At 65.2% G+C, this 15,061-nt stretch carries 12 protein-coding genes; 8 read left to right on the top strand and 4 right to left on the bottom strand.

The genetic code is table 11. From position 1 onward, the window contains the following. Positions 1-96 precede the first annotated feature (96 nt). Complete coding sequence (locus tag ACFPTO_RS00220; RefSeq protein ID WP_377708569.1) at positions 97-2,964, top strand: valine--tRNA ligase; 2,868 nt, start codon at positions 97-99, stop codon at positions 2,962-2,964. A 115-nt stretch (positions 2,965-3,079) separates the two neighbouring features. Next, a complete protein-coding gene (galU, locus tag ACFPTO_RS00215) occupies positions 3,080-3,961 on the top strand; it encodes a UTP--glucose-1-phosphate uridylyltransferase GalU (RefSeq protein WP_377708567.1) in 882 nt (293 codons plus the stop codon). Positions 3,962-4,114: 153 nt separating this feature from the next. On the opposite strand, the gene ACFPTO_RS00210 is transcribed toward galU, so the two are convergent. The 4 genes from ACFPTO_RS00210 to ACFPTO_RS00195 form a co-directional block, all read right to left on the bottom strand. After that, positions 4,115-4,342: a sulfurtransferase TusA family protein gene (locus ACFPTO_RS00210; RefSeq protein WP_027815106.1), complete on the bottom strand. Its 228-nt coding sequence runs from the start codon at positions 4,340-4,342 to the stop codon at positions 4,115-4,117. Positions 4,343-4,482: 140 nt separating this feature from the next. Further along, the gene (locus ACFPTO_RS00205; protein WP_377708566.1) at positions 4,483-5,577 is read right to left on the bottom strand and encodes a Gfo/Idh/MocA family oxidoreductase; all 1,095 of its coding nucleotides are present in this window, start codon (positions 5,575-5,577) and stop codon (positions 4,483-4,485) included. A 64-nt stretch (positions 5,578-5,641) separates the two neighbouring features. Further along, a complete protein-coding gene (iolG, locus tag ACFPTO_RS00200) occupies positions 5,642-6,655 on the bottom strand; it encodes an inositol 2-dehydrogenase (RefSeq protein WP_377708564.1) in 1,014 nt (337 codons plus the stop codon). Further along, the gene (locus ACFPTO_RS00195) at positions 6,648-7,538 is read right to left on the bottom strand and encodes a MurR/RpiR family transcriptional regulator (RefSeq protein WP_377708562.1); all 891 of its coding nucleotides are present in this window, start codon (positions 7,536-7,538) and stop codon (positions 6,648-6,650) included. The genes iolG and ACFPTO_RS00195 overlap by 8 nt, the downstream gene beginning before the upstream one ends. Here ACFPTO_RS00195 and ACFPTO_RS00190 point away from each other — a divergent pair. The 6 genes from ACFPTO_RS00190 (at position 7,537) to iolD (ending at position 15,056) form a co-directional block, all read left to right on the top strand. Beyond that, complete coding sequence (locus ACFPTO_RS00190) at positions 7,537-7,719, top strand: hypothetical protein (protein WP_377708561.1); 183 nt, start codon at positions 7,537-7,539, stop codon at positions 7,717-7,719. The genes ACFPTO_RS00195 and ACFPTO_RS00190 overlap by 2 nt on opposite strands. Positions 7,720-7,790: 71 nt before the next feature. Next, entirely contained in the window at positions 7,791-8,852 is a 1,062-nt protein-coding gene (locus ACFPTO_RS00185) for a sugar ABC transporter substrate-binding protein (RefSeq protein WP_377708559.1), read from the top strand. A gap of 85 nt (positions 8,853-8,937) precedes the next feature. Further along, the gene (locus ACFPTO_RS00180; RefSeq protein ID WP_377708558.1) at positions 8,938-10,116 is read left to right on the top strand and encodes an ABC transporter permease; all 1,179 of its coding nucleotides are present in this window, start codon (positions 8,938-8,940) and stop codon (positions 10,114-10,116) included. A gap of 13 nt (positions 10,117-10,129) precedes the next feature. After that, positions 10,130-10,939 (top strand): ATP-binding cassette domain-containing protein, encoded by an 810-nt coding sequence (locus ACFPTO_RS00175; protein ID WP_377708557.1) that lies wholly within the window; start codon positions 10,130-10,132, stop codon positions 10,937-10,939. Positions 10,940-10,992: 53 nt separating this feature from the next. After that, complete coding sequence (locus ACFPTO_RS00170) at positions 10,993-13,035, top strand: bifunctional 5-dehydro-2-deoxygluconokinase/5-dehydro-2-deoxyphosphogluconate aldolase (RefSeq protein ID WP_377708555.1); 2,043 nt, start codon at positions 10,993-10,995, stop codon at positions 13,033-13,035. Next, positions 13,032-15,056: a 3D-(3,5/4)-trihydroxycyclohexane-1,2-dione acylhydrolase (decyclizing) gene (gene iolD / locus ACFPTO_RS00165; RefSeq protein ID WP_377708554.1), complete on the top strand. Its 2,025-nt coding sequence runs from the start codon at positions 13,032-13,034 to the stop codon at positions 15,054-15,056. Before ACFPTO_RS00170 ends, iolD begins: the two co-directional genes overlap by 4 nt. Positions 15,057-15,061 lie beyond the last annotated feature (5 nt).

The following is a 15,061-nucleotide window of genomic DNA, read 5'->3' as shown; positions in this document are numbered from 1 at the left end:
CCTGGGTCCGTGCGCCGCCCGGCCGCGCCACGGCGGGGACCGAACTACCCCTTATAATCGACGGTTTCCGCATACTTTTTTCGGCAGATCCCACCCATGAGCGACAGCACGCTAGCGAAAAGCTTCGAGCCCCAGACGATCGAGGCCCAATGGGGCCCCGAATGGGAGCGCCGCGGCTACGCCGCCGCGACCTTCACGCCCGGCCGCAACAACTTCTCGATCCAGTTGCCGCCGCCCAACGTTACCGGCACGCTGCACATGGGGCACGCGTTCAACCAGACGATCATGGATGGCCTCACGCGCTATCACCGCATGCTCGGCGACAACACGCTGTGGGTCCCCGGCACCGACCACGCGGGCATCGCCACGCAGATCGTCGTCGAACGCCAGCTCGACGCCCAGAAAGTTTCGCGCCACGATCTCGGCCGCGAGAAGTTCGTCGAACGCGTGTGGGAATGGAAGCAGCAGTCGGGCTCCACGATCACGGGCCAGGTGCGGCGCCTTGGCGCATCGATCGACTGGTCGCGCGAATACTTCACGATGGACGACAAGATGTCGGCCGCCGTGCGCGACGTTTTCGTGCGCCTCTATGAACAGGGCCTGATCTACCGCGGCAAGCGCCTCGTGAACTGGGATCCGGTGCTGCTCACGGCCGTCTCCGACCTCGAAGTCGCAAGCGAAGAGGAAAACGGGCATCTGTGGCATCTGCGCTATCCGCTCTCGGACGGCTCGGGTCATCTGACCGTCGCGACGACGCGCCCGGAAACCATGCTCGGCGATACGGCCGTGATGGTTCATCCCGAGGACGAGCGCTACGCGCACCTGATCGGCAAGACCGTGAAGCTGCCGCTCGCGGATCGCGAAATCCCCATCATCGCGGACGACTACGTCGACCGTGAATTCGGCACGGGCGTTGTGAAAGTCACGCCCGCGCACGACTTCAACGACTACCAGGTGGGCCTGCGCCACGGCCTGCCGATGATCGAGATCCTCACGCTCGACGCGAAGATCAACGCCAACGCGCCGGAAAAATACCGCGGCCTCGACCGCTTCGAGGCGCGCAAGCAGGTCGTCGCCGACTTCGAGGCGCTCGGCCTGCTCGACTCGGTGCAGCCGCACAAGCTGATGGTGCCGCGCGGCGACCGCACGGGCGTCGCCATCGAGCCGATGCTGACCGACCAATGGTTCGTGGCGATGAGCAAGCCCGCGCCGGAGGGCACGTTCAATCCGGGCAAGTCGATTGCCGAAACCGCGCTCGACGTCGTGCGCAACGGCCAGATCAAATTCGTGCCGGAAAACTGGACCACGACCTACTATCAGTGGCTCGAGAACATCCAGGACTGGTGCATCTCGCGCCAGCTCTGGTGGGGCCACCAGATCCCGGCGTGGTACGGCGAAAACGGCGAAATCTTCGTCGCGAAGACCGAGGAAGAGGCCCGCGCGCAGGCCGAGGCAAAGGGCTACAAGGGCGCGCTCAAGCGCGACGAAGACGTGCTCGACACGTGGTTCTCGTCGGCGCTCGTGCCGTTCTCGTCGCTCGGCTGGCCTGCAGAAACCCCTGAACTGAAGGCGTTCCTGCCCTCCTCCGTGCTCGTGACGGGCTTCGACATCATCTTCTTCTGGGTTGCGCGCATGGTCATGATGACCACGCACTTCACCGGCAAGGTGCCGTTCGATACGGTGTACGTGCACGGCCTCGTGCGCGACGCCGAGGGCCAGAAGATGTCGAAGAGCAAGGGCAATACGCTCGACCCGATCGATATCGTCGACGGCATCGACCTCGAAGCGCTGGTCGCCAAGCGCACCACGGGCCTCATGAATCCGAAGCAGGCCGCCAGCATCGAAAAGAAGACGCGCAAGGAGTTTCCGGACGGCATCGCCGCGTTCGGCACGGACGCGCTGCGCTTCACGATGGCGTCGATGGCCACGCTCGGCCGCAACGTCAACTTCGATCTCGCGCGCTGCGAAGGCTATCGCAACTTCTGCAACAAGCTGTGGAACGCCACGCGTTTCGTGCTGATGAACTGCGAAGGCCACGACTGCGGCTTCTCCAAGCCGGGCCCGTGCGAGCCGGGGGATTGCGCCCCAGGCGGCTACACGCACTTCTCGCAGGCCGACCGCTGGATCGTCTCGCGCCTGCAGCGCGTTGAAGCGGAAGTGGCGAAGGGTTTCGCCGATTACCGCTTCGACAATGTGGCCAACGCCCTATACAAGTTTGTCTGGGACGAATACTGTGACTGGTATCTGGAACTCGCTAAGGTGCAGATCCAGAGCGGTACGCCCGAACAGCAGCGCGCGACGCGCCGCACCCTGTTGCGCGTGCTGGAAACGGTGTTGCGCCTCGCGCATCCGGTGATTCCGTTCATCACGGAAGCGCTCTGGCAAAAGGTTGCGCCGCTCACCGACGCGTATCCGCGCGACGTGGCCGCTGGCGCGGCGTCGATCATGGTGCAGCCGTACCCCGTCGCCGAACCGAAGAAGATCGACGAAGCCGCCGAACAGTGGGCCGCCGACCTGAAGGCCGTGATCGACGCATGCCGGAATCTGCGTGGCGAGATGAACCTGTCGCCCGCGACGAAGGTGCCGCTGCTGGCCACCGGCAACGCGGAGCGGCTCGCGACCTTCGCGCCGTACGCGCAGGCGCTCGCGCGCCTGTCCGAGGTCCAGATCATCGCCGACGAAGCTGCACTCGATGCGGCGTCGGCAGGCGCGCCGGTTGCGATCGTTGGAACTGACAAGCTCGTGCTGAAGGTCGAGATCGATGTCGCAGCCGAACGCGAGCGGCTCTCGAAAGAGATCGCCCGCCTGACGAATGAAGTGGCGAAATGCGATGTGAAGCTCGGAAATGAGAGTTTCGTTGCGAAAGCACCCGCTTCGGTCGTTGAGCAGGAGCAGAAAAGACTGGCAGAATATCGGGCCACGTTGGACAAGCTGACCGCGCAGCTCGATCGGCTGCCGGCCTGAGCGCCTGGCCGGCACACAGGATGCGACGCGCGGCACTAAACAGGACGCCGCGCTGCCGCCAGGACCAGCATCAGGACCAGCATCAGGACCAGGCACCAGGACCAGGATTAGAGCCATGCTAAAAGTTACAAAAGCAGTATTCCCTGTGGCGGGCCTCGGCACGCGCTTTCTTCCGGCTACGAAGGCAAGCCCGAAGGAAATGCTGCCGATCGTCGACAAGCCGTTGATCCAGTACGCCGTCGAGGAAGCGGTCGCGGCCGGCATCACCGAGATGATCTTCGTGACCGGACGCAGCAAGCGGGCGATCGAGGACCATTTCGACAAGTCCTATGAGATCGAGGCGGAACTGGAAGCACGCGGCAAGGCGAAACTGCTGGAACTGGTCCGCAGCATCAAGCCGAACAACGTCGACTGCTTCTACGTGCGTCAGCCGGAAGCGCTCGGCCTGGGCCACGCGGTGCTGTGCGCGGAGAAGCTCGTGGGCGACAACCCGTTCGCCGTGATCCTCGCCGATGACCTGCTCTACGGCACGCCGCCCGTCATGAAGCAGATGGTGGATGTGTTCGATCACTACCATAGCTCGGTGATCGGCGTGGAAGAGATTCCGCCTTCGGAGACGCGCTCGTACGGCATCGTCGACGGCAAGGAATGGGAAGACGCGATCGTCAAGCTCTCCGGCATCGTCGAAAAACCGGCGCCCGAAGTCGCACCGTCGAACCTCGGCGTGGTCGGCCGCTACGTGCTCAAGCCGCGTATTTTCGACCACCTGCGCTCGCTCAAGCCCGGTGCGGGCGGCGAATTGCAGCTCACGGACGCGATCCAGTCGCTGCTCGCCGACGAACAGGTGCTCGCGTACAAATACCACGGCACGCGTTTCGACTGCGGCAGCAAGCTCGGCTATCTGAAGGCAACCGTCGAGTTCGCGCTGCGCCACCCGGAAGTGGCGACTGAATTCGCCGAATATCTGCACACGCGCAAGCCGGTCATGGAAGGCTAAGCGCCGCGCGTGTCACGGCACGCGCTGCAAATTAAATGGCCCGCGACGAACGCGGGCCATTTTTTTATTCACGCTTTAATTCACGTTTTTGTTCGCGCCTTCATTCGCGCACCTGGCGCATGCGGCGTGCGGAACAGAAAAGCGTACCGGCTATCAGCGCCGGCGCATCAGAAAGACGAACGTCTTGTCCTGCTGCGTACTTTCGACGATCTCGTTGCCCGTCTGCTTCGCAAACGCCGCGAAATCGCGCTGCGAGCCGGGGTCGGTCGCCAGCACCTTGAGAATCTGGCCGCTTTCCATATCGGCAAGCGCCTTCTTGGCGCGCAGGATCGGCAGCGGGCAGTTCAGCCCGCGCGCATCCACTTCCTTGTGAACCTGAATCTGCATCGGGGTAGGATCCTTCGAGTGACGCGCCGGAGGCGGCGCATGCAACAGGCTCGATTTTACCGCACGCGCGCTCCCTCCCCCGGGGCGGCGCGTCGCACCTGCTGGCGCATGCCCTGCGGCATTCGCCGCAGCATTCACAGCAAAACGGCTCGCCCGGTATGCAGCGACTCGCGCAGCGCGAGGCCGATTCGCGTCGCCTCCAGCGCATCTTCGAGCGTCGCGCCCTGCCCCGCCGGTTGCTCATCGTTCTGCCCGCCGACGCCGACGCCCACGCTCACGCCTTCGCGCGCACGCACCGCCGCCACGAACGCCTGCGCCTCGATCAGAAACGCCTCCTCGAAGCGGTCGAAGAACGTGGGCGTGCATTCGCTGCGCACGCCGCGCGCGTCGTAAACCTCGACCCGGTTCGCGCGCGGAATATGTCCGATCGCAAGCGCGCCCGCCGTGCCGATCACCTCGCTCGACGTATCGTTGCCGTGCGCCATCGTGCGCGACGCGTAGAACATCGCCAGTGCGACGCCTTCGAATTCGCAGATCGCAACGCCATTGTCCACGTCGCCCGCCGCGCGCAGTCCCTCGTGCAGCGCAATCGTGCCGCTCGCGTAGACGCGCGTCGCGCGCGGCTTGCCGAGCAGCCAGCGCGCCACGTCGATGTCGTGCACCGTGCAGTCGAGAAAGATGCCGCCCGATTGCGGCGCGAAGCGCACGAAAAAACCGCCCGGATCGTTGAGGTCGCAAGTTTGCGAGCGCACGAGAAACGGCCGCCCGATCGCACCCGCGCGCAGCTTGGCGAACGCGTCGCGATAGCTCGGATCGAAGCGGCGCATGAAGCCGATCGTCACCTGCTGGCAGTCGTGGCGGCGCGCTTCCTCCGCCACGCGCTCGCACTCGGCGACGTCGAGCGAAAGCGGTTTTTCGCAGAACACGTGCTTGCCCGCGCGCAACGCGTCGACGATCTGCTGCGCGTGCAGCGCCGAAGGCGTGACGATCCACACGGCGTCGAGCGTTGCGTCCGCAAGCATCTCGGCATAACCGGCATCAGTGCCGTAAAGGCGCGCCTCGGGCAGCGCCTCGCGCGCCCACGCAAGATCGTCGTCGAGCGGGCTGCACGCCGCCGCGAGCGTCGCGCCCGGCACACGATACGCAAGATTGAGCGCATGCCGCCGCCCGAGCCGCCCAAGTCCCGCCACGCCCACGCGCAATGGCCGGGCCCGTTCTGTCGCCTGCATCGTTCGCCTCCTTCCGTACGGTCCATCAGCGGATAGCTGACCAGCGCGCGCGCCGAAAGCGCGCTCAGCCGCCGAGTTTCACCACGCACCCTTCGCGCCACGACAGCGCCGCGGCCTCGGCGAGTTCGAGCGCCTTGAGCCCGTCCGCGACCGTCGTGCGTACCGGCGTGCCATGTATGACCGCGTCGTGGAAATGCGCCATCTCGCTCGCGTAAGCCGCGCGATAGCGTTCGAGGAAAAACGCTTCCGGCACGTCCCGCGACACCGCCTGTTTCGACCACGCCACGACTTCGGTCGGCCTCACGTTGCCCGCCTGGAGCATGCCGTTGCTGCCGAGAATTTCGAAGCGCTGGTCGTAACCATAGGCCGCGCGGCGCGCGGTATTGATCTGGCAAAGCCGCCCGCGCTTCGTGCGGATCGTCACTGCCGTCGAATCGATGTCGCCAGCCTCGGCGATGGCAGGATCGGAAAGGCAACTGCCCGTTGCGTGCACGGTGTCGGCTTCGTCGTCGAGAATCCAGCGGAAGATATCGAAGTCGTGGATCAGCATGTCCTTGAAAATACCGCCCGAGTGCCGGATGTAGTCGATCGGCGGCGCACCCGGATCGCGGCTCGTGACCACGAGCATTTCCGGCGTGCCGATCTCGCCCGCTTCGATGCGCGCCTTGAGGGCAGTGAAGGTGGGATCGTAGCGGCGCTGAAAGCCGATCATGGCGATCACGCCCGCACGCTCCACAGCTTCAGCGCACGCGCGTGCACGCTCGACAGTGAGATCGACCGGCTTTTCGCAGAAGATATGCTTGCCAGCCGCCGCCGATTTAAGAATCAGTTCGGAATGCGTATCGGTACTGGAGCAAATCACCGACGCGCCAATCGACGCGTCGCCGAGCGCGCCGTCGATATCGGCCACCTGCGCGCCGTGCTGCGCTGCGAGCGCGGCGGCGGCTTCGCGGTTCACGTCGATCACGTATTTGAGCCGCACGCCTTGCTGGCGCGCGAGATTCGCCGCGTGAATGCGGCCGATGCGCCCCGCGCCGAATACCGCCGCGTCCAGCGTCTTGCCTGCGTTCTCAGTCATCGTAGCCTCCTGTGTCGGTCGATTCCTCGACGTTCAGTTCGAGCCGGTACGCAAGCGCGATAAAGAGCGCCTGGCACAGGCAGAAAGTGCTGGTGAGCGAGCGGAACGCGAACGCGCTCCCCTCCTTCACATAGAGATGGGCATCCGCGTGGCGCGCGAGCGGCGAGAGCTGGCTGTCGGTAATGACGAGCGTCTTCGCGTGGTGCTGCTGCGCGACGCGCAGGCAATATTGCGTTTCCTTGCCGTAGGGCGCGAAGCTGATCGCCATCACGACATCGCCCTTTCTCACGCTGCGGATCTGCTCGTGATACATGCCGCCGAGCCCCGAGACGAGATGCACGCGCTTGCGCGTGTGCTGCAGCGCGTAGACGATGTAGCTCGCCACCGGAAACGAGCGCCGCACGCCGATCACGTAAATGTTGTCGGCCTGCTCGAGCATCTTGACCGCCGCGTCGAACTGCGCGTCGTCGAGTCCCGCTTCGAGTTCGTCGAGCCCGCTGCGGCACGCGCCGATGAATTCGCGCGCCACCGCGCCGCCGAGATCCGGACTCGCCTTGCCGGCTTTCGCGTCGATCAGCTGGCGAATGCGGGCCTGGTAACTCGTGGCCGACGAACCCTGGCCCGCATACGCCTGACGAAACACGGCCTGCAGATCCGAGAAGCCCGAAAAGCCGAGGCGCTGCGCAAAGCGCACCACGGCTGAAGGATGTACCCCACAGCTCGCGGCAATGTCGCTCGTGCGGTCCATCATCACGCTCGCGCGATGCTGTTCGATGTAGTTCGCGACGCTCTTCAACTGACGCGGCAGCGCATCGTATTCCTGTGCGATGCGCTGCATCAATTCGTCAACGCCCGCTACGGCATCGGTTGTTTCATCCGCCATGATCCGTTTTCCTTTCTGGTTACCGCAGCGCCGCAAAACCCTTGCCGGGCGCGGCATCCGCAGCCTGCCGACGCTGCCGATTATAGGAAGGCTCACGTATGAATGGAACATATTTTCCATTTTTATTTACGGTGAAATATTAATTGCATCTACTTCGGCGATGACCTACTCTTTTCGATGAGCGGGGTGGCCTCGACTCGCGAAGCCGTCCGGTTCATCCCTAAAAACGACAGACCGAGAAAGGTGGAGATAATGACTGAACGCAAGGGCAAGGCAATGCTCAAGCGGCTCGCGGCGACGCTCGCGCTCGCTGCCGGGCTGGGTTCGCTGTCGATGCTCGCCGTGCCGTCGGCGCAGGCCGCCGACGCGCACTTCGTACTGATCAGCCACGCACCGGATTCGGATTCGTGGTGGAACACCATCAAGAACGCCATCAAGCAGGCCGACGAGGACTTCAACGTCGAGACCGACTACCGCAACCCGCCGAACGGCGACATCGCCGACATGGCGCGTCTGATCGAGCAGGCCGCCGCGCGCAACTACGACGGCGTGGCCACGACGATTGCCGACTTCGACGTGCTCAAGAGCTCGATCGGCAAGGTCACCCAAAAGAAGATTCCGCTCGTCACGCTCAACTCCGGCACTGAAGAGCAAAGCGCGAAGCTCGGCGCGATCATGCACGTCGGGCAGCCCGAATACGTCGCCGGGCAAGCCGCGGGCGAAAAAGCCAAGGCTGCGGGCGTCAAGTCATTCCTCTGCGTGAATCACTTCGCGACGAACTCCGTGTCGTTCGACCGCTGCCGCGGCTTCGCGGACGCCATCGGCGCCGACTACAAGAGTTCCACCGTCGATACCGGCACCGACCCGACCGAGATCCAGTCGAAGGTCAGCGCGTATCTGCGCAACCACCCGAACACCGGCGCGATTCTGACGCTCGGGCCGGTCCCGGCTGCCGCCACGCTGAAGGCCGTCCAGCAGATGGGCCTCGCGGGCAAGATCTATTTCGCGACGTTCGATTTCTCCGACGACATCGCGAAGGCGATCCGCGCGGGCACGATCCAGTTCGCCATCGATCAGCAGCCGTACCTGCAAGGCTATATCCCGGTCGCGGTGCTCGCCATTGCGAAGAAGGAACACACGACCGACCCGGTGAATATCCGCCAGCTGCTCGAAGCGAATCCGAAATTCAAGCAGCGTCTGGAGACTTACGGCCTGCAACCGTCGTACGGCAAGCGCGATATCCGCTCGGGCCCGGGCTTTATCACGAAGGAGAACCTCGACAAGGTCGTGAAGTACGCGGGTCAGTACCGCTGATTCGCGGTGTTTGGCCGACGGTTTTGTACCAGGCCTGAGTCATCGCTGAAGCGCTTACTCAGGCCAACAGAGCAGAGGAAAGATCATGGGCGTAGCCGGTAAGCACTTCCCCTCACACGTACACGACAGCACCGCGCAAGACCCCGGCGCCACGCCACAGGCATCGGCAGGATCCACCCCAGCCGATGAACGCATGCGCCGCGAACCGTGGTTCGGGCATCTGCTCGGCCGTCCCGAATTCGCCGCGATTTCAGGCACCGTGCTCATCTTCGCCATATTTGCCATCGGCGCGGGCGGGTCCGGCATGTTCGATCTCGACGGCGTGATGAACTGGTCGCAAGTCGCAGCCTATCTCGGCATCCTCGCCGTCGGCGCATGCCTGCTGATGATCGCAGGCGAGTTCGACCTCTCCATCGGCTCGATGATCGGCTTCGCGGGAATGATGGTTGCCATTCCAACCATGTACTTCCACTGGCCCATCTCCCTCTCGATTCTCTTCGCGTTCGCTGGCTGCGTCGCGCTCGGCGCGCTCAACGGGTATCTCGTGATGCGCACGCGGCTGCCGTCGTTCATCGTCACGCTCGCGTTCCTGTTCATCCTGCGCGGCCTCACGCTCGCCCTGTCGATCATGTTCGCCGACCGCACGATCGTCTCGGGCGTCGGCGACGTCGCGAAAGCCGACTGGCTCACCAACCTGCTCTTTCACGGCACTGCGTTCAAAGGGCTCTTCGTCGTCCTCGCGCATGCGGGCATCGGCAAGATGCTCGACAACGGCCAGCCGCTCGTGCCCGGCGTACCGAAAGTGCTGCTCTGGTGGTTCGCGCTCACCGCAATCGGCGCGTTCGTGCTCGCCAGAACGCGCTACGGCAACTGGATTCTCGCCGTCGGCGGCGACGCGAACGCTGCCAAGAACGTCGGCGTGCCCGTCAAGCGCGTCAAGATCTCGCTCTTCATGCTCACCGCGTTCTGCTCGTGCCTCTTCGCCGTGCTGCAGGTGTGCGACATCGGCTCGGCCGCCGCCGACCGTGGCATTCAAAAGGAATTCGAGGCGATCATCGCCGCGGTGATCGGCGGAACGCTGCTCACAGGCGGCTACGGCTCGGTGATCGGCGCCGCGTTTGGTGCGCTGATTTTCGGCGTCGTGCAGATCGGCATCACCTACACGAACATCGATTCGGACTGGTTCCGCGTGTTCCTCGGCATGATGCTGTTGATGGCCGTGCTGTTCAATCACTACGTGCGCCGCCGCGTCGCGCAGTCGTAACCGGGAGCCCGCCATGTCCGACACGATCATCGGCGACAGCGCCGACACGATCCTCGCGCTCGAAAACGTCAGCAAGTATTTCGGCAAGGTCATCGCGCTGAGCGGCGTCACGATGCGCTTGAAGCGCGGCGAAGTGCACTGCCTGCTGGGCGACAACGGCGCGGGCAAGTCCACGCTCATCAAGACGCTCGCGGGCGTGCACGCGCCCTCTTCCGGCCAGTATTTCGTGGACGGCAAGCCCGTGCATTTCGCTTCACCCAAGGAGGCGCTCGACCTCGGCATCGCGACGGTGTATCAAGACCTCGCGCTTGTGCCGCTCTTATCCGTGGCGCGCAATTTCTTCATGGGCCGCGAGCCGCAGAAGAAATTATTCGGCTTTCTGAACGTCATGGATCTCGATGCCAGCGCAACGATCGCACAAGACCGGCTCGCGGAAATGGGCATCAACGTGCGCGATCCGCATCAGGCCATCGGCACGATGTCAGGCGGCGAGCGCCAGTGCCTCGCGATTGCGCGCGCGATCCACTTTGGCGCGCGCGTGCTGATTCTCGACGAGCCGACCGCCGCACTCGGCGTCAAGCAGAGCTTCAATGTGCTCAAGCTGATCCACAACGCGCGCGCCAAGGGCATTTCGGTGATCTTCATCACCCACAACGTCCATCACGCCTACCCCATCGGCGATTCGTTCACCCTGCTCAATCGCGGGCGCTCGCTCGGCACCTTCACGAAAGACACCATCAGCAAGAACGAGGTGCTCGACATGATGGCCGGCGGCGCGGAGATGCAAAAGCTCATCGCGGAACTCGACGGCGCGACGGTCTGAGTACAAGACAACGCAACGGCACAGCAACGGCACCGATCTCACGAGGAATGCACATGGCCACGACCCGTTCCCCCGCCGCCGCGGCTTCGCGCTTCGCGCCCGGCAAAAGCCGCGACGTCGTCTGCCTCGGCCGCCTCGGCGTCGATCTCTACGCGCAGCAGGTGGGCGCGCGGCTCGAAGACGTCTCGACGTTCGCGAAGTATCTGGGCGGATCGTCGGCGAACATCGCGTTCGGCTGCGCACGGCTCGGTCTTCGGACGGCCATGCTCACGCGCGTCGGCGACGATCACATGGGCCGTTTTCTCGCCGAAACGCTCGCGAAAGAAGGTTGCGACACGAGCCACGTGCGCGTGGACCGCGAACGCCTGACCGCGCTCGTGCTGCTCGGCCTGAAGGACCGCGACACGTTTCCGCTCCTTTTCTATCGTGAGAACTGCGCCGACATGGCCGTCGACGCGCAGGATTTCGACGAGACATTCATCGCCGACTCGAAGGCGCTGCTCATCACCGGCACGCACTTCTCGACCGAACACACGAACCGCACGAGCCTCACGGCGCTCGACTACGCACGGCGCAACGGCGTGCGCACGGTGCTCGACATCGACTATCGCCCCGTACTCTGGGGCCTCACGGGCAAGGCGGACGGCGAGACGCGCTTCGTCGCGAGCGAAGGCGTGTCCGCACATTTGCAGCGCATCCTGCCGCACTTCGATCTCGTGATCGGCACCGAAGAGGAATTCCGCATCGCGGGCGGCGCGGCATCGCTCATCGACGCACTCGCGCGCGTGCGCGAAGCGACCCGTGCCACGCTGCTCGTCAAGCGCGGCCCGCTCGGCTGCCAGATCATCGAAGGCGCGCTGCCCGCGTCGCTCGACGATCTGCCGATGCAACGCGGCGTCGCGGTCGAGGTGCTCAACGTGCTCGGCGCGGGCGATGCATTCGCCGCGGGCTTTCTCTCGGGATGGCTGCGCGACGCGCCGCTCGAAGACTGCGCGCGCACGGCCAACGCATGCGGCGCGCTCGTGGTGTCGCGCCACGGCTGCGCGCCCGCCATGCCGACGCCCGCCGAACTCGACTACTTCCTGCGCGAAGCCGCTGCCGACCCCGCACGCATGCGCCGCCCGGACCGCGACGCAACGCTCGCGCGCCTGCATCGCGTGACGCCCGCGCGCACGCCGCACGATGAAGTGCTCGGTTTCGCCTTCGATCATCGCAATCAGTTCTTCGAACTCGCGCAGCAAGCGGGCGCCGACGAATCGCGCATCACGCAACTCAAGAATCTCTTTGTCGTTGCGGTTGCCCAGACCGAACAGGCGCTCGGTCTGCAAGGGCGCATCGGCGTGCTGATCGACGACCGCTACGGCCAGGATGCGCTGAACGCCGCCACCGGGCGCGGCTGGTGGATCGGCCGCCCTGTCGAGCTGCCCGGATCGGTCCCGCTCGTGTTCGATCATGGCCGCTCGATCGGCACGACGCTTGCGAACTGGCCCATCGAGCACACGGTGAAGTGCCTCGTGCAGCTCCATCCCGACGAACCGGTCGAACAGCGCATCGAGCAGGAATCGCAATTGCGCGCGCTCTACGACGCCGTGCAGGCAAGCGGCCACGAACTGCTGCTCGAGGTGATTCCACCGAAGCTCGACGGCGCGCCGAACGCGCCCGACACGGTGTGGCGCGCTCTCAAGCGCCTCTACAACATCGGCATCTATCCCGAGTGGTGGAAGCTCGAACCGATGGACGCCGCGCAATGGCGCGCCATTGACGCGCTAATCGCCGAACGTGACCCGTACTGCCGCGGCGTCGTGCTGCTCGGATTGTCGGCAAGCGTCGAGCAAATGCTCGCGGGCCTTCGTAACGCGGCGCATTCGGCGACCTGCCGCGGCTTCACGGTGGGCCGCACGATCCACCACGAGCCTGCTCTCGCATGGCTCGCGGGCGAGATCGGCGACGACGAGCTGATCGCACGCGTGCGCCGCACGTTCGAAACGCTGATCGCGGCCTGGCACGATTCGCGCAGCAATGCACGCGGCACGGCCCCTGGCGACCCACAGGCGAACGGCGCCCGATCGCATACGCACGAGGAGAGAGCAGCATGAACCAGCGCATCGCTTCCGCCGTGAACGAAAGCCAGCCTGCATCGACACACGCCGCGCACATGGCGTCCGGACAGACCGTGCGTCTCACGGCTGCGCAGGCGCTGGTGCGCTACCTCGCTGCGCAGCGCGTCGCCTGCGAAGACGGCTCCGGCCGCACCGAACCGCTCTTTGGCGGCGTGTTCGCGATCTTCGGCCATGGCAACGTCGCCGGGCTCGGCGAAGCGCTCTATCAGTGGCGCCACGAGTTGCCCACGCTACGCGCGCATAACGAACAGGCGATGGCGCACACCGCGATTGCCTACGCGAAGGCGCAATTGCGCCGCCGCATGATGGCGGTGACGACGTCGATCGGACCTGGTGCGACCAACCTCGTCACGGCTGCGGCACTCGCGCATGTGAACCGTCTGCCGATCCTGCTGCTGCCCGGCGACATTTTCGTTTCGCGCGCACCTGATCCCGTGCTGCAGCAGATCGAGGACACGCATGACGGCGGCCTCTCGGCCAACGACGCGCTCAAGCCCGTCTCGCGCTACTTCGACCGCATCGTCCATCCCGCGCAACTGCTCACGGCGCTGCCGCGCGCGCTGCGCGTGCTGACCGACGCCGCGCTGTGCGGCCCCGTCACGCTCGCACTGCCGCAGGACGTGCAATCCGCCGCGTGGGACTACCCGGCGAGCTTTTTCACGCCGCGCCTCGTGAGTTTTCATGCACCCGCACCCGTGCAGGCCGAAATCGACGCCGCGCTCGCCCAGTTGCATCGCGCGAAGCGTCCGCTGATCGTCGCGGGCGGGGGCGTGCTGTATTCGCACGCGTCGGAGGCATTGCAGTCGCTCGCTGCCGCGCGCGGCATTCCCGTCGCGGAAACCCAGGCGGGTAAAGGCGCGCTCGCGTGGGACGATCCGCTCAACGTGGGCGCAATCGGCGTGACGGGTTCGCCCGCCGCCAACGCGCTCGCCCACGACGCCGACTACATCCTCGCCATCGGCACGCGGTTGCAGGACTTCACGACGGGATCGAATTCGCTGTTCCAGCACGCGCACGTGATCGGCATTAACGCCAACAGTTTCGACGCGATCAAGCACGACGGCCTCGCCGTGCAGGCGGACGTGCGTCTCGCGCTCATCGCACTCGCCGACGAACTCGTGAACTGGCGCGCCGAGGCCAACTGGACCGCGCACGCGCTGCAACTCGCGGGCGAGTGGCGCGCGAGCGTCGACCACCTCACGCATGCGCCGCAGGATCGCAGTTGCCTGCCCTACGACGCCGATGTGATCGGCGCGGTGCAACGCTCGTCGAGCCGCTCGCCCACCGACGACATCGTCGTCTGCGCGGCGGGCACGCTCCCCGCCGAGTTGCACAAGCTCTGGCGCGCGGGCCAGCCGGGCGCCTATCACGTCGAATACGGCTACTCGTGCATGGGCTACGAAATCGCGGGCGGCCTCGGCGCAAAACTTGCGCGGCCCGATCGCGAAGTCATCGTGATGCTCGGCGACGGCAGCTATCTGATGATGAACAGCGAGATCGCGACTTCCGTGATGCTCGGCGCGAAACTCATCATCGTCGTGCTCGACAACCGCGGCTACGGCTGCATCAACCGCCTGCAGCAGGCCTGCGGCGGCGCACCGTTCAACAATCTTTTCGACGACTGCGCGCAGGGGCCGCTCGGCGCGCCGCGCATCGACTTCGCCTCGCACGCGCGCTCGCTCGGCGCGCAGGCCGAACACGTCGCCAACGTCGCCGAACTCGAAGCGGCGATGCAGCGCGCGCGCGCCTCGTCGCGCACCTACCTCATCAGCATCGACACCGATCCCACCCGCACGACCGAGGACGGCGGCTGGTGGTGGGAAGTCGCGGTGCCCGAGGTGTCGTCGCGCGCCAACGTCCGCGAGGCGCGCAAGCAGTACGACGAGCGGCTCGCCGCGCGCAGCCGCCGCGAGAAGAGCAGCGGCACCGGCGAGTCTGACGACGGTGCGGACAGCAGCATTGGCAGCAACGCAGACAACGACAACCCGGCGCAATGACGATC

The organism is Paraburkholderia denitrificans (assembly GCF_042655705.1).
Classification (GTDB): Bacteria; Pseudomonadota; Gammaproteobacteria; order Burkholderiales; family Burkholderiaceae; genus Paraburkholderia; species Paraburkholderia denitrificans.
Note: the sequence above shows the minus strand (reverse complement) of the source record. Positions and strands in the feature narration are given on the sequence as shown.